Origin of the sequence: Oligoflexus sp. (assembly GCF_035712445.1) — a bacterium.
Classification (GTDB): domain Bacteria; phylum Bdellovibrionota_B; class Oligoflexia; order Oligoflexales; family Oligoflexaceae; genus Oligoflexus.
On sequence record NZ_DASTAT010000076.1, the window covers coordinates 25,850 to 44,494 of the forward strand.

Below are 18,645 nucleotides of genomic sequence, written 5' to 3' on the forward strand. Positions count from 1 at the left end.
TATAAGCACGCGTCTCTTTTAGCAAGGAGTCTTATGGGGGGAATGGGCTCAGATTTCGATATTCAGAATTCTTTACCATCAAAGGATTAGAGGCGATGCTTCACGGCATACGCATTGAAACCCCAGTTCATAGTGAAATCAAAACGGCTCGCGTTCTTATAGTTCTCCTGAACCATCTGTTTGATCTGAGGCGAAAGTTCCTTGCCGTAATCACTATGGAAAATGGGAACGAGATACCAGAAAGGAATCTCGAAGTTCGGCGGCGTGCTCTGGACTTTGGGGAATTCGGCTGGAGCCGCAGCGTTGGTGTTGGTCACGGCTGAATATTGAATCGCCGTTACGAGCTTTTGCGCGGCCGCAGGACCAAGGCGCGGCAGACCCCGCTGCTTGCCCAGCTCCAGAGCCTGAAGGGCGGCAGCCAGGAAGAACTGGGGATGGTATTTGTCGCGAGGGCTATCCTCGGGCACGATTCCGCGCGCGTCGATCGCATTCAGGATCAAAGTCTCAAGAGCATTCCTATGGGCCCGCAGGGTTTCCTGATCACCCTTGAGAACGGCAATACGCATCAAGACTTCAAGCTGCGAGGCTTTCCGGTTGGAAAGACCAGCCGGATAAACGCCTAACTCAAAGTATTGACTGGCGAGACGCGAGGCCCAGGCCGAAAACAGGTTGCGATCCTGACTCGTCCAGTTCGCCTGGTTGCCAAGGGCGGCACTCGTGTCGGTCAGGATTTGAGCGGCTCTGACCATGTTGCCCACGAACCAGATCAGTTCCAGGGACAGATTCCCATAGTTGGCTTCGTCGAGGCGATTGCCGAAATTTTCGCCGAAATTGACGAAGCGAAGCAGGCGATTGCGTAGATCACGAGCAGCGTTCAGCTGCTGCGATCCTGTGAGTTCCCTAAGAAGGAAGGCCTGGGCGATCGCGTCCTGGCCCCACTTCATCAGTGTCGTATGAGCCCGGAGCGCCCGCTCCTTGTCGGTATCCGGTTTGGGAAAGCCGCTGCTTACGAGCGCGGAAATTTCCGAAGGATTGGGAATGGGTCCGACCGCATAGGATTTCAGAGCCGTGCGTTCCATTTGAAAATAAGCATCGGATCCCGTGGCTGCGGCCGTGGCCGTGGCCCGTGCGGCCACCTTACAGGAACGCTGATTTTCCCAGCCCCATCCATCGCCATCGGGATCTGAGGCCGCCGATCGGCAAGGCGTCGGAACCCGGCAGCTTTTTTCATTTTCCCAGCCCCATCCATCGCCATCGGGATCAATGGCTTTGTCTGTACAGAATGGATAGGAATTTGCGCTATCAAGATCTGATGCCTGGTTGCGTTTGCAAGCGAATAAGGAAAGCATGATGCAGGGTGCGAGAAGTCCACGTGACCATTTCATCATTTCTGTGCCCTCAGTGCCGTTCAGTGGGGAGCATGCGCTCTGCTGTGGCGCGCGTTGCAAAGCCTGGGCCCGGGATAAGAATTCGGAAAGAATGGGCATGGCGTTTGGAATTTCAGGGACTTCGCCTAGGCCACACCATGCCCGCAAAGCGCGAAGGTTCTGGACGCTGTCTCAATACCTTTCAGTTTCCCATCCATTCCTTGCTTTCAATCAGTAAGATTTGGAAACGCTTGAGACTTTCCCTTTTCAAGGATTTCCGAGCTTTGCCGCCCCTGAATCCTCCCATTTGGACTAAGCCCACGCCCGGCATGGATTTCGCAAAATCGAGGTTCAAGCGATAGACCTGCGAAGAAACCATGCCCTGATAAGTGGAGGTAGGCTTTGATGAAGCGTATCATGACATTCGGTCTGGTCCTGGCATCCGTGATGATCAACTGTGGGCGCGCGCGCGAGCCCGAATCGTCTTTGATGATCAGCAAAGGCACACTGGTGACGGCATCGGAACCTGCTTCGAAAAGCACAGTCATGATTCAAAGCGCCTTTGGCAAATGTACGGGCGTGATCATTGATCCTCAGTTTGTTTTAACAGCCGCACACTGCAAAGCCGGTGTGGGTCTCTCGACGATTTATCTTTATCAAGGGTCCGTAAGGGTGAGTCCTGGTATTGGGGTCACAGGCGTGGCCTTGCCCAACGGTGTGAGTGCGGCCAAGGATGATTATATGGATGATGCGAATGTCTTTGCCGATCTGGCCCTTTTGAAGCTTGAAAAGCCGATTCCTGCGTCCTATCAGGCTGTCGGTATTTTCGGGGAAACGGTCGCTGCCGGTTTCCCAGCTTTGGCTGTGGGAGCTGGGCGGCATAACAATGATGCGGCTCAGGCCCAGGCCCTTCAGGAAAGAACAGTTTCGATAGCCAGTCATAAGCCGCAGGATGGTTATGTGCTCGTACAAGGCGAGGTGACCAACCCAGGTGATTCGGGTGGTCCTCTTTACGTAAGCAATGCTGAAAGCGGACGTTTGCAGCTCATGGGCATCGTTCATGGACGCGAAGGTCATCCCGTGTACTGGTCGGTCACGCGATATACAAACGTGTCCACTCACGCGGGCTGGATTGCAGAGGCCATGCAGAATCTGAAGAGCGCGCCCTAAGATTTTTACTTTTGAATCGGCTCGACGTCGATGATCTCGCCACGATTCGCATCCTGAATCAAGCTGCCAGGCTGGCTGTAAAATCCAGCCTGCTGCACCACGAAGGTTCCGCTTTGCACCTGCCGACCCAGCCACGTTTTAAGGGCTTTGACGACCAGCGAACGGGTCCAGGGAATCAAAAGGAAAATACCGACGACATCGGTGATATAGCCCGGAATAATCAAAAGAGTGGCGCCGCCGAGCATCAGAAGGCCTTGCAAAGCTGTCTGACTCGGCGGAATTCCCTGACGCAGCTGCTCCTGAGCCTGGGTTAGCAGGCGAAAGCCCTGGTTTTTGGCCAGGGAAACGCCTGCAATGGCGGCAAGAAAGATCATGCCCAGCGTGAAAAACCAAGCGTTTTGGCTTCCCCAATATTGGCTCACGGATTGGTGAACCTTGATTAGAACGAAGAGTTCAAGAAAAGGCATAATCATAAAGAGCAGAAGAAGGCGGCCTAACATGGATAGCTCCTTGCGTGGTCCCAAAGGGGCCGTGAGACCCCAGGGACCCTATCCTATCACCGTGTGGCGGCCAAGGCTCGTGCTTAAATCAGGAAGGCTCCTGCAGCCAAAAGGGTGAACGGCAGAGCGGCGAGGAAGAGGTTCATGGGACTTATCCCATCCTCACCAAAGGAATCGCGCAGAAGACCAAAACCGGCTGGATTCGGAGCATTGGCAATCACCGTCAACCCGCCACCAGCGACAGCCCCGGCAACGAGCGCGTAGCGTGCGCTTGTAGAAAGATCGGGCACCAGTGTTCCAAGATAGGTCAAGGCAGCGTTATCGGTCACGGCAGTCAGACTCAAGGCGCCCCAGAAAAGAGGGACATCGCCCAAAGTTGAAAGGATGGGCTGAAGCCACCAGTCCTGAAGTTTGCCGAGCGTCACAAGACCTCCCAGGAAAAAACCGACCAGAAGACTTTCCTTGATCCGCAGCTCGTCCTGATATTCTTTGGCTACCGAGCACCAACCGAGGAAGAGCAAAAACAAAGGCACGAAAAAAGCCATATAGTGGGCGTTGACGATGGTGAGCGCCAGAAATCCAAGATGAATCAGGATCACCCAGTTGTTCATGTCCTCGCCTGGCTTTGTGATCGTCTCATTGGAAATATTGTTCAACTCCTGCCGAAAGTAAAAAGCGGTTGCCAGAGTTCCGATCACAATGGCAAGCGCTGCGCGCCATCCGAATTGAGTGAGCATAAACATATTATCCCACTGCCATGGCCCTGCGACCATCAGAACGGGAGGAGCTGCGAAATTGGTGAGCGTGCCGCCGATGGAAATATTCACGAAAAGAAGACCAAGGGTCGCATACTTGAAACGCAAGGAGTCTGACTTTTGAAAGAATTGATCGCGCAGAAGTATGGCAGTCACTGTCATGGCCGCAGGCTCGGTGATGAGCGACCCCAAAAGAGGGCCGAGAATCAGGCTGGAAATATACAGCGCAGGGGACCGGGAAAGAGGCAGGGTACGGGCAACAAGAGCTATCGACCTTTCCGCGAAGTTCAATATGGGGCGTGTGGCCGCCATACACATAATGACGAAGACAAACACGGGCTCGGTATAATTGATGCCCTGCAGGTACTTCGCTGCGTCCGTGATTCCGAACTGGATCGACCAGATCGTCACGAGCACGGCCGCCCACAGCCCAAAGACGACTTCAATCTCACCCAAAAAATGCAGGAGATTTTCCTGAATCGACCCCTCGGGATAACGATGGGCCAGATTCAGAATTTTCTTGGCGCAGAATGTATGGATGACAGCACAGGCAAAGAGCACTGTGGCCACGTATTTCATTTCCAGCATAGCGTCCCTCACAGCGGCTTCATTGTGCCTGGGCAGCATGAATTATGCCAGGTAAACTGTCACGACGATGCCGCTCGGCGCTCCTTAAGGTTTGATAAGATTGTCAATTTTTGACAGAAGGGATCAGTTTTTGATGGCCTGGGTTTGCCGTGTCATATCATCTGTCTGGACGAAGGGCAAAGCCGGCATTTAACTTAAGAAGCCTGAGCTTGCGCCCCAAAACAGTCGGAAGGTGTGGATCATGAAGTTCCTGAAGCGCTGGATAAAGACCTTTCTGACCAATAGCACGATGTCATGGCCGGTGTTTCTCCTCAGTCTTTTACTTCTGATTATGGGTGGCGGTTCCGCGTGGTATGTTAATTATCTCTACCAGGATCTGGCCCGCGTGGTCGATCTGAATGTAGCGAGCGTTCGGGCAGCGGAAGAGCTGGAAATCGGCCTGCGGGAAATCCGATCGCAGCTGAATGAATATATCTACGGTACGGCCGATATCGAGACTTTGGAAGTTCGCAAACTCATTGAAAGCACCGATTTCTGGTTGGCGGAAGTCGAACGACTGGCGACCACGCCTCATGAGCAGGAAATCATCGTGCGGTTGAACGCTGGCTATCAGCATTTCTCCGACAACATGAATCGGCTTCTGGATGCCGCCGAGGATAGGGACTATCGAAGCCAATTCCGGCCCTTGATCAATGAAATCCTGACCAAGGAAATCATCGTTCCTGCGCATGAGTATCTTGAATTCAATGAAACCACCATGCTGGCCGTATCGCAGGAGCATAAGGTTTTTTCCGCGAGGATTGCCAATGGCCTTGTTCTGATCAGCATCTGTGGATCCATCGGTGGTTTCGGAGCCGGTGTCCTGGTCGCGCGGCGCATGGCGCGATCATTGGTGGAACTCAACCTGCCATTGACGCTCGCCGCCGGAAAGCTGAGTGAGATAGTCGGGCCCATTCGCATTGCGACGAACGTGAACATGGCGGAATTGAAAAACCTTCTGGACGTCATTGCGGTTGAAGTCGAACGTGTGGTGATGCGCTTGCATAAGGCCCAGGAGGATATGCTCCGATCGGAAAAAATGGCCGCCATCGGGCAGCTGGCAGCAGGCACGGCGCATGAGCTGCGCAATCCTCTGATGTCCATCAAGCTGCTTGTGCAATCGGCGATACTGCGTGATGATCCTTTGAAGAAGGATGACCTTGCGATGATGGAACAGGAATTGAGTCGCGTCGAGCGAACGGTCCAGAATCTGCTGGAGTTTGCCCGCCTACCGCAGATGAGCGTCGAGCCAATCAACCTCGCGGAACTGATTGGCCAATGCCTGCGGCTTGTACAAGGCCGCGCACAAATTCAAGGCGTTTCCATCGAAACGCGGTTGGAGAGTAAGCAGCTTCCGGTCCTGGCCGATCCGAGCCAGCTGACTCAAGTGATTTTGAATATCCTCATGAACTCGCTGGATGCCTGTCATGAAGGCGACGTGATCACGATTGCGCTGAAAGCCGAGGGGAATGGGCCTTCACCGGAGCATTCCTGTGTGAGGATCACCGTGGAAGACACCGGGAAAGGCATAGCCCCGGAGCTTTTGCCTAAAGTTTTTGATCCCTTCATCTCCGATAAGTCGTCGGGGACAGGTTTGGGCCTCTCCATCTGCAAGCAGATCGTCGAGGCCCATAAGGGAGAAATATTCGCCAGCAATCGTCCGCCGCATGGGTCGATGGTTGGCTTTACCCTGCCGCTTGGCATTTAAGGGAGTCCGACCATGGCGCCAGTCAAAACCCTATTGGTCATTGATGATGATCGAGTCCTTCGCTACTCCATACAAAAAAGCCTGAAAAGCCCCGAGCTGGATGTGCTGCAGGCATCGACGGCCCAGGAGGCTCTACTTCTGATCTATCAGTCGGTCCCGGACGTGATTCTTCTGGATTTACGGTTGAATGAAACCTCGGGCCTTGATGTCCTGAAGGAAATCAAAAAGATTCATCCCAATCTTCCTGTCATTATGTTTACGGCTTTTTCGACCACCAAAACAGCCATCGAGGCCACCAAATACGGAGCTTTTGAGTATCTGCTGAAGCCCGTGAATTTGAACAAGCTGCAGTTGACCATCGAAAAGGCTCTGCTCTCCGTTCAAAGGGACGAAGGCGAATGGATCGCGGCGAACACGCCGGAGATGCTGCAGGACAGCGAGGTCTGCATGATCGGCAATTCCGAGGCGATGCAGGAGGTTTATAAGAAAATCGGGCGCTTTGCTCCCACACAGAGCAATATTCTGATTCTGGGTGAAAGTGGCACCGGCAAAGAACTGGTGGCCAAGGCCCTGCATTTTCACAGCGCGAGACGCAAGGCTCCGTTTATCGTAATCAATTGCGCTGCGCTTTCAGAAAATCTCTTGGAAAGCGAACTCTTCGGGCATGAAAAAGGGGCTTTTACCGGCGCGGATCGACGTCGGGCCGGAAAATTCGAATATGCCAACGGCGGTACCATTTTTCTTGATGAAATCGCTGATATGCATCCCACCACGCAGGCCAAGGTGCTCAGGCTTTTGCAGGATCAACGATTCGAAAGGCTGGGCGGCAACGAAACGATAGAAACGGATGTGCGCGTCATCGCCGCCACCAACCGCAACATGAAGGCCATGATCGAGGAAGGTACGTTTCGCGGCGATCTCTACTATCGACTGAATGTCTTTACGATAGAATTGCCCTCGCTGCGGCAACGCAAGGAGGACATCCCGGATCTTGTGCGCTATTTCATCGGTTGCTTTAAGACGGAATTTGGCAAAGAGAGCGTGGAGCTGGATCCCAGGATATTCGAAGTGATGCTGGCCTATGATTGGCCGGGGAATATGCGGGAGCTGCAAAGCGTGGTCAAGTATGCGCTGGCGCATGCCGATGGTCCCTCCATACGCGTTCCCAACCTGCCTGATTTTATACTCAGCAGGGAAGCGCCTCAGGCTTCTGTGGGCAGGGGTCTCGATCAGCTGGTCCATGAGCTTATGCAGAAGCAGCAGGGCCTGCTCTATGATGTGGCTGTTCAAGCGCTGGAGGCTGTACTCCTGCCCGCTGTTCTGGCGAAAACAAAGGGTCGCCTTCAGGAAGCCTGCGACCTGCTGGGAATTTCGCGCAACACGCTGAAGGCGAAAATGAAGGATCATGGGATCAGCATCGATGCGCAGGTGCTGTCAAAAACTGATCCCCGCGATCAAAGTTTGACAGCGCCGCATTGAATTTTCGCGGCAGGCCCTGCTCTGCAAGGCCCTTTGCGGCTGGCATATCTTCTGCAATGTCTCCTTTATCTTTTTTTCGGTACAAAAGCGCGCTGATAGAACAACGTTGGACATAACTGGACTGTCTCTCTCATCCAGTTATGTCGTTTCTTTTCTGGGAGTCACGCTTTGATCGAATGGAATGAAGGATTCCTGGAAGCCGAGCTGATTCGAATGATGCGGGAGCAACCGAAGCCGCTCAACCTCGAAGAAATATTCAGCCTGCTCTATAGCCGGCGCGAAAGACTTCCTGAGCTGATGGCCATGACGCGGGAACGAACGCTTGAACTCAGACGTTTGAAACGTAATCTGGATCAGTCTGTCTACCGAGGATGGATGGAAGCGATCTGGCAAAACGGGGAGGTCTATTATAAGTCCCGGGATCAGGATCGTATCAGCCTGGCAGCAAGGCCCTATCAGTTTCAGATTGCATCGAATCGAAACGATAGGCTCTTGAACATATTCTGTGTGATTGCGCTTTTGGTCCTGGCCTTGCTCGCGTTGTTCCTGATGCACGGCTAAGTGGGACTTGATTGCAGGAAGCAAGCGGAGCCTGTTCTCCATGTAACAACTCCGATCGGGGAGGTGTCTGGTCAGACGCCTCCTTTTTTTTATGCCGCGCAAAACCGGATAAAACCGGGTCCACTCAGGCAAACTCATGCCAATTCTCAAGACCCTCCTGTGAAAGAATGGCGATGGTTGATCCCCTTGGGATTTTGCTGACCTGCATTGAGTGGAGCGTTGTGATGAAGATGCGACGGACGTTGAACCAAACTATTTTAGGCAGTCTGCTCGGCTGTGCCCTTGCCTGTCAGGAGGCCCAGCCTCAACCCGATACCCAGCGAAAGCCCGGGCCGGCACCTGAAGCGGAACCCGGCCCAGGATCCCAGCCGGATACCGGAAATAAACCAGCCCCCAATCCCAATGTCCCTGTCCCCGGAACGCCTGGAGTTCCAGGAACCCCCGAGGTTCCCGGCGCGCCTGTGGTGGTGAACGGGGATGTCATGGTCCAGCTCTTCAACTGGCCCTTTGCAAAAATCAAAGCGGAAATTCCTCTTCTGGCCGGCGCTGGCTACGGCCAGATCCTGGTTTCACCCCCGAACCTGAGCATCCAAACCGATCAGTGGTGGGGCCGCTATCAGCCTGTGGATTATCGCTTGATAGCCGGTCCTTTAGGGAATGAAGGCGATTTCAAAGGAATGATTCAGGAAGCCCGCCGTCACGGCATCAAAATCATTGTGGATGTGGTTCTGAATCACACGGCGAATGAATCCTCGACCTTTCCGCCGGAAGCTCAGCAGCTGAATCAGAAAATGGGGCCGCTTTTCACCGCCGAGGACTATCATCCCGCGTTTTGTATCACGAATTATAACGACGTCTATCAGGTGCGTAACGGTCGACTCTGCGGCGGCGGCGGGGATCAAGGCCTGCCTGACCTGAATCAAGGTTCGGCCCGCGTTTTGAAGGTCCAAAAGGAATTTTTGAAGTCACTGAATGATATGGGCGCTGACGGCTATCGCCTGGACGCTGTCAAGCATATGGAGCCGGGTTACTTCAAACAGCTTTTGACGAGCGACCTTGTTCAGGGCAAATTCATCTTCGGTGAAATCATTGCCGATGCTTCAAGCTATGATAGGGACATGAGCCCCTATATGAATGAAACGTCCATGGCATTTTATGATTTCCCCCTGCGCGCCACGATTCAGCAGGCCTTTGGCTTGGGTGGTTCGCTCGGCTCCCTGTTGGATCCCCAAATCGTAAGCGCGAAGAAGGCTCTTCCATCGGCCCGTTCGGTGGCCTTCGTGATGAACCATGATATTCCGAACAACACCGATTTCCGTTCCATGATCCTTGATCCCGTCGATGAGGAACTGGGCTATGCCTTCCTCATGGGCCGCAGCGAAGGTGTGCCCTTTGTCTTCTCGGATCTTGGGAAAGCCGGAGGCGGCGGTATACGCGATGATCGCTGGGCTTATGCGCATCGGTCTGCCGCTTTGAAGGCCATGATTTCCTTTCACAATGCCGTGCGCGGTCAGGATATGAAGGTCGTGCATCGGGACGATTGCCGCCTGATCTTTCAACGCGGCAATCAAGGTCTCGTGGGCATCAATAAATGCGGTGAGGCGTTCAGCTTTTCCGTCAATGGATTTGGTCGCAAGGATCAAACAGCCGTTGATGTGCTGACGCAAACCCGCACGACATTGACCGGCGGGGCTCTCGATTTCCGCATTCCGGCGCGTAAGGCCGTGATGCTCTTGATCCAGCCCTGATCTCCGGCTCTTTGCTGATCAGCCTTGTTTAAACACTCGACAGTTTGTGAAGGCAAGGCTGCTTTTTTACCCCCTGAAAGTTTTCCCATACCAAAAAGTAAAGAGTTTCAAGGCCCTGCAAGGCAGATCCGCTTTGCATACGGTGGTGAGCGTTTTGCATTTATTAGTCTGTCTGATAATCCCCAGGACATCGCTTATCGTCAGTTTATTGTGGAAAGGGCCAATCATGTCTCGAAGAATACTGCTGTCTCTGACCCTGTGTCCTCCGCTCCTTCTGGGTTTTGGTGCTTGTAAAAGTTTGACAGTCGAGCTTGGGAAAAAGCAGACTCCGTCGGAAACCAAGGATGTTCAATCCGACGATCAGGCCGGGCGTCTTTACCTTTCGTGGAACTCCATGGAAGATAACCTCGCGCGACTCGAAGAGTTGAAGAAGGAAGGCGCGCGCGCTTTCCTCGAACGATATCAGAACGAAGGCCGCGTGCTTCTGCGTTCGCTCTTCCGCCAATTCCGTGATTCCGTCGTGCGGAATGCGCATACCGAGCATAACTATGGTCTGAGCCTTCTGGGTTCCCTGCAGCCCGGTGAATGCAAAGTGCTGAAGAATCCACAGGATCTCTTCGCCATGGAAGAGTATGGCGACATCCGTCCCCTGCTCGAAACGGCTGTTCTTTCCAAGATCAAAGCCACTGATGCCAACCAATTGAATCCCACGCTTCCGGGTTCCATTGATACCGTGACCAAGCTCGTTTTCTTTGAGCTGGGCGTAAAACTCGATGGCGTTTCCAGCTTTGAAAAAACCGATGCCCATGAACTCATGAAAGCCGATATCGCCATGCAGGTCGTCCATGAGCAGGGCGAATCCCTGGACCTTCAGGAAGCTGACAGCAAATCCTTCCGCTTCTCTTTTGTGCATGAAGGCGCCGGTGATGTGCAGCGCCTGGAATTGGAAGCGATCGTGGCCAAAGGCATCTATGAAAAGAGTCCCGAAGGTTCGCAGGACTTTCTGCGGATGAGTTACGCCAAACAAAAAACCTGGCAGGCCCTGGAGCTGAAAAACGGCGTCCGCGTCGAAGGCCAGCCGGAAAACCTCGTCTATAGTCGCCGCATCGCGCTCTATCCCGAGTCGCCGAACGGCAAGCAATTCAAACTCGTTGATACCACCCGCTATCAGATGGCCGGTACCGCCTCCCGCAGCTTCCGAGTGGACCTTGATAAGCGTGAAGTCTGCGCTTTGACAGCCGGCGGCAAAGATCCCACGCCTCCTGGTGGAAAAGATCCAACACCTCCTGGTGGCAAGGATCCCAACCCTCCCGGCGGTGGAACTCCAGATCAGCCTGGCCAGAACGATCCTGGACAGAATGATAATCCATCACAGAACCAAAAATAATTCCGTTCTGCGGAACAAAGGGGTTCTGTATGCTGCGCCTTGGTCTTGCGCTGATGCTTGCACTTTTTTCCGGCCCTTTGCTGGCCGGAAGCAAACCTTTCAAGCTTGGTGTCCTCACGAGTATTCCTGAGGCCACCGGAGCTGTCATGAGCCTGGACCTGGGCCGTTATTTTGCGATTCAGGGAACCTACAGCTGGCCTCTGCCCGTGAATGTGGAAGTCGGGGTTCCCAGCAAAAAGCTTGTGTCCCAGGGGGATTTTGCGATTCGCAGCCCCTATCTGACCCTTCCCTTCGCCGTTGATTTCGGGCCTCAGTCGTCACTGGGAGCCCTGGTTTATCCCTTCGGAGGCAGCTTTTATCTGGGGCTGGCCTCGGCACGTCGCCGCGTGACGATCAAAAGTCATGTGGAAAGCCCCCTCATCTTTGAAGACAGCGACTCCCAAATGGATAGCAACACGAGCTTCAGCGTCGATCTTCAAACCGAGACGAACCAGGATCTTTTGCGCGCGAGCATGGGGCAGCGCCTCACGTTTGGGCCTGTATTCCTCGGCTGGTTCGTGGGTGCAACCAAGCCCGTGGGTGGCCGCTCCATGATTCAAACTCGGGTGAATGTCATGAATTCCCAGGCCACCGACAGCAGCACAGGCTCGGCGGATAACCTGGAAGAAGCACGCTTGTCCCAGGAAAAGCTGGTCCATGACAAGGTCAAGGATCTTCTGCATGATTTTGAAAAGCAAAGCCTGCCCTTGATCGGTTTCGAAATCGGTCTCGCGATTTAATTTCAAAGCTTAAAAGAATGAAAAACCAGCATGACCCGTGAAAACGGATCATGCTGTCACGAGTGGCGAAAAACTCAGACCATGGAGGCCTGTTAGCCGCGGCAAGTGTGCAGCTGAGTGCTTGTTTTTCATTGGGATAAATGATCGGTTGGGAACATTCAGTGCTGGTGCTATAGGCTGGCTGATCAAAGAGGATCAAGACATTTCTTCAGCGCAAAAAAAAGGCAGTTCCAGAGAGGAACTGCCTGGATCAACTAAAAAGCCGTGAAATCAGCTGTTCACTGCGAGGCGACGCAGCACATACTGCAGAATTCCACCGTTCACGAAGTAAGCAAGCTCGTCTTCGCTATAGATGGCGCTTTGCACCTGAATCACTTCCTTGCTGCCGTCCTTGCGCTGGATCGTGCAGTTCATGTTCTGCCGTGGGCGCATGTTGCGGACGCCTTCAATCGTGAAGAGTTCGTCACCTGTCAGGTTCAGAGTCTTCCGGTTTTGTCCGGGCAGGAAGAAGAGGGGCAGAACGCCCATACCGATCAGGTTTGAACGGTGAATGCGTTCGAAGCTTTCCGTGATGACGGCGCGCACACCCAGAAGGTTCGTGCCTTTCGCAGCCCAGTCACGCGATGAGCCCGTGCCGTATTCCTTGCCGCCGATGACCACGAGCGGAGTCTTGGTCTCTTTGTAACGAATCGCTGCATCATAGATCGACATCACTTCGCCGGTCGGGATGAATTTGGTGTATCCACCTTCCTTGCCATCCAGCATCTCGTTCTTGATGCGGATATTGGCAAAGGTTCCGCGCATCATCACCTCGTGGTTGCCGCGACGGGCGCCGTACGAGTTGAAATCCACGGGCTTCACACCATGATCAATCAGGTATTTGCCGGCTGGAGAATCCTTCTTGATATCACCAGCTGGGGAAATGTGGTCGGTCGTCACGCTGTCGCCCAGAATCGCCAAAGGACGCGCGCCGATGATATCGTCCTGACCCTTGGCTTCACGCGGCATATTCTCGAAATAGGTCGGGTGACGCACGTAGGTGCTGTTGCTGTTCCAGTTGAAGGTCAAACCCTTGCCCGCTGGAGTTTGTTGCCACTGCTTGGGACCCTCGAAGACGTTGGCGTAACGTTTCTTGTACATCGAGGCGCTGAGCGACATGGCGATCGCATCAGCGATCTCACGATTGCTGGGCCAGATGTCTTTCAGATAAACGTCCTTGCCATCCTTGCCTTTGCCGAGCGATTCAGTCGTGATGTCGATGCCCATCGAACCGGCCAGGGCATAGGCCACAACCAAAGGCGGCGACGCCAGGTAGTTGGCTTTCACATCGGGGCTGATACGGCCTTCGAAGTTCCGGTTACCGGAAAGTACAGCGGCAGCCACCAGGTTATTATCCTGGATGGACTTGGAAATTTTCGGCATCAGAGGCCCGGAGTTCCCGATGCAGGTCGTGCAGCCATAACCGACGATGTTGAAGCCGAGCGTATCGAGATGCGGCAGAAGGCCTGCCACTTCCAGGTAATCCTTCACAACCTGTGATCCAGGGGCCAGGGAGGTCTTCACCCATGGCTTCGAACGCAGGCCTTTTTCCACGGCTTTTTTCGCCAAAAGTCCGGCCGCCACCAGAACCGAAGGGTTCGACGTGTTCGTACAGCTGGTGATGGAAGCGATCACAACATCACCGTGGGTCAGCGTATACTTCTCGCCTTCGACAGCAGCGGTTTTTTTCAGGTCGGCTTCGGCGACTTTGAAATGCTTCGGCAGGCATTCTTTGAAATTCGTGGAAGCCTTGCTGAGTGTGATACGATCCTGAGGACGGGACGGCCCGGCGAGGCTCGGTTCGATCGAACTCAGATCCAGCTCAACGACCTGGGTATAGATCGCTTCCACCGAATTATCACGCCACATGCCTTGGGCCTTGGCATAAGCCTCGACCAGTTTCACGCTGTGCTCGTCGCGGCCGGTGAAACGCAGATAACGCAGCGTTTCATCATCGATCGGGAAGAAGCCGCAGGTGGCGCCGTATTCGGGAGCCATGTTGGCAAGAGTTGCGCGGTCAGCGAGGCCAAGGTCATCCAGGCCGGGGCCGAAGAATTCCACGAACTTCTCGACCACACCGAGCTTCCGCAGTTTTTCGGTTACGGTGAGCACGAGGTCGGTCGCGGTCATGCCTTCTTTCAATTTGCCGGTAAGTTTGAAGCCGATGACTTCCGGCAGAACCATGGCCACAGGTTGTGACAGCATGGCGGCTTCCGCTTCGATACCGCCGACGCCCCAGCCCAGAACGGCGAGGCCATTGATCATCGTGGTGTGCGAGTCAGTACCGACGCAGGTGTCGGGATAGGCCCATTTTTGGCCGTCCTCTTCCTTGGTCCAGACGACCTTGGCCAGATATTCCAGGTTCACCTGGTGGCAAATCCCGGTTCCGGGAGGCACAGCGCGGAAATTGTCGAGCGAGTTCTGTGCCCACTTCAAAAATTCATAGCGCTCGGCATTTCTTTGGAATTCCAAATCGACGTTTTTTTGAAAGGCGTCGGGCGTTCCGTAATAATCGATCATCACTGAATGGTCGATCACAAGGTCGACTGGCGACAGTGGGTTGATCTTCTTCGCGTCGCCGCCCAGCTGGGTCATGGCCTGGCGCATCGCTGCCAGATCGACAACCGCTGGAACCCCAGTAAAATCCTGCATCAGAACGCGGGCAGGGTGATAGGCGATTTCATGCTGCGATTTTTTTGTCGAAAGCCACTGCTCAAGAGCTTTAACATCTTCCTTGGTCACGATGCTGCCGTCTTCGTAGCGGAGCAGGTTTTCCAGCAGGACCTTAAGGGTCATGGGAAGACGGGAAATATCACCAAGTCCATTCTTCGCTGCATCGGGCAGACTGAAGTAGTGGTACTTAACGCCTTCCACGTCCAGGGTTTTATGAGAATTGAAAGAATCGAGTCTTTTGTGCGCCATGGAGACCTCGGGAAAGTGAGTCAACAATGTGCAGGGAGCATACAGCGATTTTCCCGCTTTTGCATCAGTTTGTTACGTTGCCCCGTCTGCGTTTCCGAGGCAAGCTGATGGGAGAATGTAGCTTTCAACACAGTTTCAAATCGTGGGATTCAATGAATGAAACACACTGATGCGCTGAAATTGAGTATCGTGGTTCCTGTCGCGCCGGGTGATAAGAGTTGGAAAGCACTCCTCACTCAGCTGGCTGTGCTGGCCCCTGAACATTCGTGGATCCTGTCTGTATGCGATACCAGTTGTGAACTTGAGAAAGATGATCTGGAAGCCGCGATGATTTATCATCGTTCTTTATCGGTGGTCACCGGCTCCGCCGACCATGCCGATCAAATCAATCGGGCGATCATGACCGCTCCGACGGACTGGATCTGGGTTCTGCAGGCCGACGCCGAACTTTCGCCGCTCTCAGTTTCGAAATTGATGGAATCACTGCTGGTGAATCCGGATGCGCTGCACTCCTTCGAATCCTTGCCGCATGCGCCGCGCGGGGGAAGGCACGCAGGCCTTCGCAGCCGTTCTTCGCTCTGGTCGATGCCTTATGGCGATCACGGTTTTGCATTTCATCGGCAGCTTTGGCAAAGCGTCGGCGGATTTACCCGGGATTTGACCTATGGTGAAGACTACGTCTTCTGCTGGAGACTGAAACAGGCTGGTTTTCATGTGATCCGGGTGCCTTTATCCGTGCCCTTGAATCCTAGTAAAATAAGGCAGCATCGGCCCCGGCGATTGCCGCACAGGGTGCAGCGGCTTGGCTGAAAAATCGCTTGGCCCCGCCTGCCGGAATCTGTTAGGAAGGGAACCGCAGGAGGATTCCCTTTGTTTGATATTGATGACGATTTTATCCAGCGCGAACGCCTGAAGGCCAAGGAACTGAAAAAGTCCCGCTGGTGGCAGAATCTTATCCAGAAAACCCAATGCTATTACTGCCAGATCCCGATCAGCCGGGAGCAGGTGACGATGGATCATGTCGTGCCAATTAGTCGTGGTGGGCGGAGTACTGCGGGTAACCTTGTGCCAGCCTGCAAATCCTGCAACGAGAAAAAGCGCAGCCTGACACCTGTGGAATGGGATGAATTCCTGCAGCGAAACAAGTCCTAGAACTGACAGCTCCGCATCAACCACGCGATCAAGGCCAGAAACACAATCAGCTGCAAATAATGATACCAGCGCGGTGATTTCGAGGATTTCTTCTCAGGACCCTTCTGAGTCTTGGTGAGTTTTTTGCCTCGAAGCGTGGCGCTGCGTCCCTGCATACGCTGGCGTTCAGCCGCAAGATCGATCAGATTGTCATTGGACTTCGGCTTATTGTCTGGCATAGGTGACCCGGCCTTCCCGCTGTTTTGGGCTTTATCTCGCCATCATAGAGGAAAGCCCGGGCGAGGTACAGAGTTAGTGGTGTGGGGCGGCTTCCGGGCTGTGCTCGTCGGCCTTTGCTTTCACGCTCGCAGGCGTAATTTCCTTTTCCTCATCCTGCCCATCTTTGGCATGGGGATCTTCGTGCTCAATTTTTGGCTTGGCGTGCCCGGCTTCACTGTCGGCAGGATGCTCGGGAGCGCCGTGATCTTCACCCGATGCCTCATGACTGTCATGGGATGAAGGGGATCCGTGCTCATCGGCCACTCCGTGTTCATCGGCATGCTTGGGTTTCAGGCTAAAGACGATCGCCAGACCGATGCCGAAGACGATCAGACTCAGGAACAGAGCAGCGATCCAGGCGATGGTTTGGTTAACAGCCCGAGCCATAGAAGACCCCATCTTGAGATAAGTTTGAGTATTTTCTGAATTATATCTCAAAATGGAGCCGGGTCCAATTTATCCGACTATGTCCCGACGATTGAAGAAAAAGCAGGAGAGGGACATGAACACGCCGACCAGCATCGCCCCATATCCGAGACGCGAAATCAGTTCCATTTGCGAAAGGACCTGCTTATCGATCGTGTACTGAGAGGCATCGAAGAGATGAAGATTCCAAAGTCCCGCCAGCACTTCCACCGCCTGGCGGGTGGCGGCGGGTGTTTCAGGCGAAAGCGTCTGCAGAATGGGTGCGGTGATCAAACCGGCGACGAACATCCAGATGGAACAGAAGAGTGCGACCGCGCCGGATGCAAGGCTCGCAAAAAAGATGGAAACCGCCGCCATCACCACCCAGCTGACGCTTAAAAGGCTGAAAAGCACGATATCCCGCATCGGCAGCCAGCCCATTCCATAGCCCAGATAAATGCTCTGCCAGCCAGCAAGGAAGATAAGACTCAAAAGCACAAGAGCGGCCGTTAAGCCCACGAATTTTCCAAGAAGCCAGGTGCTCCGGGATATGGGCGAGGCGAGCTGGACCTCAAGGCTGCCTTCCTGCCTTGAATCGGCAATGATCTTATTGCCCCAGAAGATGGCGACCGTGGCGCCGGTCATCAGCCACGCGAAGGATCCCAGGTCATAGAGGATCTTGAAGAACTCCTCGACGCCCCAGTAGCTGGCAAGCCCGGACATGATCAGGAGCCCACAGCCCACCAGGGCCGCGGGTAGAAAGATTCTATCACGGCGGAGACGCAGAAATGTTTCCATGGAAACGGCGACCAGGGCTCTCATGCGCTTTTGTCCTCGCTGAAGAAACTGAGCAGATGATCTTCATCCAGACCCGATGACTTGCGGAAGTCCACGACCAGAAGACCTTTGACGAGACAGGCCTGCAGCCATTTCACAGCGTCCGCGTAATCCTTGAACCAAAGCTCCGTGCGGTAAGCCTGGGTTTTCAAATCACCCCACATGGGCAGGCGACTTGATTCCTGCATGCCGCGGAGGGTTTCGATGGAGCAGCCGGAAATGGCCAGGAAATGCTGCAGATTCTGCGTCGGTGATCCGGTTTCATTGTTAAGGCTCGAATAGACGAGTCGGCCTTTCTTCATGATGTAAACCTGCTCGCAGGTGTCCTTGATCGACCAGATATCATGCGTGCAAAGGACGATGCTGGTCCGGCGTTCGCGGAGCTGGTTGATCAGATGAATCATGAGCTTATAACCCACGGGGTCAAGGCCCGACATGGGTTCATCCAGGATGACGAGCTCCGGCCGGTGAATGGTGGCCTGCGCCCACGAAAGACGCCGGCCCATGCCTTTGGAAAGCTTGCCGACCTTTTTTCGCCGATGATCCCAAAGGCCCACTTCCCGCAGCTGGGTTTCGATGGCTTCCTTATAATGCTTGGGCTTTAAATCCTTGGGATTGAAGACCCGCAGCTGATGCCAGAGGATTTCCTCGCAGGTCAGGTTCCCCGGCAATTTATTGGTTTCCGGCATGTACCCTATGAGGCGTTTGTCTTCAAGGGTCAAAGGCTTGCCGCGAAACAGCACCTCGCCCTTGTCCGGTTTGATCAAACCGAAGATCGTGCGAATCGTGGTGGTCTTGCCGGCTCCGTTATGCCCCATCAAGGCCGTGCACGAGCCTTCGGGGAAGCCAAAACTGAGATCATCCAGGACCACCTGCTTTTTCTTGAAAAGGTCCTGATCAAACACCTTGCGCAGATTTCTGACTTCAAGAATGTAAGGGCTGCTCATGGGC

Annotated in this window: 17 protein-coding genes; 9 read left to right on the forward strand and 8 right to left on the reverse strand. The window is 54.0% G+C overall.

The features are described 5' to 3' along the window. Positions 1-86 precede the first annotated feature (86 nt). On the reverse strand, positions 87-1,388 hold the full coding sequence (locus tag VFO10_RS17250; protein ID WP_325142404.1) for a carbohydrate-binding domain-containing protein: 1,302 nt from the start codon (positions 1,386-1,388) through the stop codon (positions 87-89). Between the two features lie 384 nt (positions 1,389-1,772). On the opposite strand from VFO10_RS17250, the gene VFO10_RS17255 reads away from it, so the two are divergent. Next, on the forward strand, positions 1,773-2,537 hold the full coding sequence (locus VFO10_RS17255; RefSeq protein WP_325142405.1) for a S1 family peptidase: 765 nt from the start codon (positions 1,773-1,775) through the stop codon (positions 2,535-2,537). Positions 2,538-2,542: 5 nt separating this feature from the next. Here VFO10_RS17255 and VFO10_RS17260 read toward each other — a convergent pair whose 3' ends face one another. Both VFO10_RS17260 and VFO10_RS17265 read right to left on the reverse strand, forming a co-directional pair. Beyond that, positions 2,543-3,037: an FxsA family protein gene (locus VFO10_RS17260; RefSeq protein ID WP_325142408.1), complete on the reverse strand. Its 495-nt coding sequence runs from the start codon at positions 3,035-3,037 to the stop codon at positions 2,543-2,545. Positions 3,038-3,120: 83 nt separating this feature from the next. Further along, positions 3,121-4,380, reverse strand: a complete 1,260-nt coding sequence (locus tag VFO10_RS17265) for a putative Na+/H+ antiporter (RefSeq protein ID WP_325142410.1) — start codon at positions 4,378-4,380, stop codon at positions 3,121-3,123. Positions 4,381-4,621: 241 nt separating this feature from the next. On the opposite strand from VFO10_RS17265, the gene VFO10_RS17270 reads away from it, so the two are divergent. From VFO10_RS17270 to VFO10_RS17295, 6 genes are all read left to right on the forward strand, one after another. Beyond that, entirely contained in the window at positions 4,622-6,127 is a 1,506-nt protein-coding gene (locus tag VFO10_RS17270; protein WP_325142412.1) for a sensor histidine kinase, read from the forward strand. 12 nt (positions 6,128-6,139) lie between these two features. Beyond that, positions 6,140-7,606 (forward strand): sigma-54 dependent transcriptional regulator, encoded by a 1,467-nt coding sequence (locus VFO10_RS17275; RefSeq protein ID WP_325142414.1) that lies wholly within the window; start codon positions 6,140-6,142, stop codon positions 7,604-7,606. Between the two features lie 168 nt (positions 7,607-7,774). Beyond that, positions 7,775-8,167: a hypothetical protein gene (locus VFO10_RS17280; protein ID WP_325142416.1), complete on the forward strand. Its 393-nt coding sequence runs from the start codon at positions 7,775-7,777 to the stop codon at positions 8,165-8,167. A 224-nt stretch (positions 8,168-8,391) separates the two neighbouring features. Continuing rightward, complete coding sequence (locus tag VFO10_RS17285) at positions 8,392-9,915, forward strand: alpha-amylase family glycosyl hydrolase (protein ID WP_325142417.1); 1,524 nt, start codon at positions 8,392-8,394, stop codon at positions 9,913-9,915. Between the two features lie 226 nt (positions 9,916-10,141). Beyond that, positions 10,142-11,302, forward strand: coding sequence for a hypothetical protein (locus VFO10_RS17290; RefSeq protein ID WP_325142419.1), 1,161 nt, complete (start codon positions 10,142-10,144; stop codon positions 11,300-11,302). Between the two features lie 29 nt (positions 11,303-11,331). Further along, on the forward strand, positions 11,332-12,081 hold the full coding sequence (locus VFO10_RS17295; RefSeq protein ID WP_325142421.1) for a hypothetical protein: 750 nt from the start codon (positions 11,332-11,334) through the stop codon (positions 12,079-12,081). A gap of 270 nt (positions 12,082-12,351) precedes the next feature. Here the strand turns inward: VFO10_RS17295 and acnA are convergent, their stop codons facing one another. Continuing rightward, positions 12,352-15,042, reverse strand: a complete 2,691-nt coding sequence (gene acnA, locus VFO10_RS17300; protein ID WP_325142423.1) for an aconitate hydratase AcnA — start codon at positions 15,040-15,042, stop codon at positions 12,352-12,354. A gap of 156 nt (positions 15,043-15,198) precedes the next feature. Between acnA and VFO10_RS17305 the strand changes: the two genes are divergently transcribed. After that, a complete protein-coding gene (locus tag VFO10_RS17305; protein WP_325142425.1) occupies positions 15,199-15,852 on the forward strand; it encodes a glycosyltransferase in 654 nt (217 codons plus the stop codon). Between the two features lie 60 nt (positions 15,853-15,912). After that, entirely contained in the window at positions 15,913-16,194 is a 282-nt protein-coding gene (locus VFO10_RS17310) for an HNH endonuclease signature motif containing protein (RefSeq protein WP_325142427.1), read from the forward strand. On the opposite strand, the gene VFO10_RS17315 is transcribed toward VFO10_RS17310, so the two are convergent. From VFO10_RS17315 to VFO10_RS17330, 4 genes are all read right to left on the reverse strand, one after another. After that, positions 16,191-16,412, reverse strand: coding sequence for a hypothetical protein (locus VFO10_RS17315; RefSeq protein ID WP_325142429.1), 222 nt, complete (start codon positions 16,410-16,412; stop codon positions 16,191-16,193). The two genes, VFO10_RS17310 and VFO10_RS17315, sit on opposite strands and share 4 nt — an antisense overlap. A gap of 73 nt (positions 16,413-16,485) precedes the next feature. After that, the gene (locus VFO10_RS17320; protein WP_325142431.1) at positions 16,486-16,839 is read right to left on the reverse strand and encodes a hypothetical protein; all 354 of its coding nucleotides are present in this window, start codon (positions 16,837-16,839) and stop codon (positions 16,486-16,488) included. 69 nt (positions 16,840-16,908) lie between these two features. Next, positions 16,909-17,679: an ABC transporter permease gene (locus tag VFO10_RS17325; RefSeq protein WP_325142433.1), complete on the reverse strand. Its 771-nt coding sequence runs from the start codon at positions 17,677-17,679 to the stop codon at positions 16,909-16,911. Further along, positions 17,676-18,641 (reverse strand): ABC transporter ATP-binding protein, encoded by a 966-nt coding sequence (locus tag VFO10_RS17330; protein ID WP_325142435.1) that lies wholly within the window; start codon positions 18,639-18,641, stop codon positions 17,676-17,678. Before VFO10_RS17330 ends, VFO10_RS17325 begins: the two co-directional genes overlap by 4 nt. Between the last annotated feature and the right edge of the window lie 4 nt (positions 18,642-18,645).

Bases quoted from the DNA above. Each gene is read 5' to 3' on its own strand.
- VFO10_RS17250 (WP_325142404.1), bottom strand. From the start codon at position 1,388: ATGATGAAATGGTCACGTGGACTTCTCGCACCCTGCATCATGCTTTCC.
- VFO10_RS17255 (WP_325142405.1), top strand. From the start codon at position 1,773: ATGAAGCGTATCATGACATTCGGTCTGGTCCTGGCATCCGTGATGATC.
- VFO10_RS17260 (WP_325142408.1), bottom strand. From the start codon at position 3,037: ATGTTAGGCCGCCTTCTTCTGCTCTTTATGATTATGCCTTTTCTTGAA.
- VFO10_RS17265 (WP_325142410.1), bottom strand. From the start codon at position 4,380: ATGCTGGAAATGAAATACGTGGCCACAGTGCTCTTTGCCTGTGCTGTC.
- VFO10_RS17270 (WP_325142412.1), top strand. From the start codon at position 4,622: ATGAAGTTCCTGAAGCGCTGGATAAAGACCTTTCTGACCAATAGCACG.
- VFO10_RS17275 (WP_325142414.1), top strand. From the start codon at position 6,140: ATGGCGCCAGTCAAAACCCTATTGGTCATTGATGATGATCGAGTCCTT.
- VFO10_RS17285 (WP_325142417.1), top strand. From the start codon at position 8,392: ATGAAGATGCGACGGACGTTGAACCAAACTATTTTAGGCAGTCTGCTC.
- VFO10_RS17290 (WP_325142419.1), top strand. From the start codon at position 10,142: ATGTCTCGAAGAATACTGCTGTCTCTGACCCTGTGTCCTCCGCTCCTT.
- VFO10_RS17295 (WP_325142421.1), top strand. From the start codon at position 11,332: ATGCTGCGCCTTGGTCTTGCGCTGATGCTTGCACTTTTTTCCGGCCCT.
- acnA (WP_325142423.1), bottom strand. From the start codon at position 15,042: ATGGCGCACAAAAGACTCGATTCTTTCAATTCTCATAAAACCCTGGAC.
- VFO10_RS17305 (WP_325142425.1), top strand. From the start codon at position 15,199: ATGAAACACACTGATGCGCTGAAATTGAGTATCGTGGTTCCTGTCGCG.
- VFO10_RS17315 (WP_325142429.1), bottom strand. From the start codon at position 16,412: ATGCCAGACAATAAGCCGAAGTCCAATGACAATCTGATCGATCTTGCG.
- VFO10_RS17320 (WP_325142431.1), bottom strand. From the start codon at position 16,839: ATGGCTCGGGCTGTTAACCAAACCATCGCCTGGATCGCTGCTCTGTTC.
- VFO10_RS17325 (WP_325142433.1), bottom strand. From the start codon at position 17,679: ATGAGAGCCCTGGTCGCCGTTTCCATGGAAACATTTCTGCGTCTCCGC.
- VFO10_RS17330 (WP_325142435.1), bottom strand. From the start codon at position 18,641: ATGAGCAGCCCTTACATTCTTGAAGTCAGAAATCTGCGCAAGGTGTTT.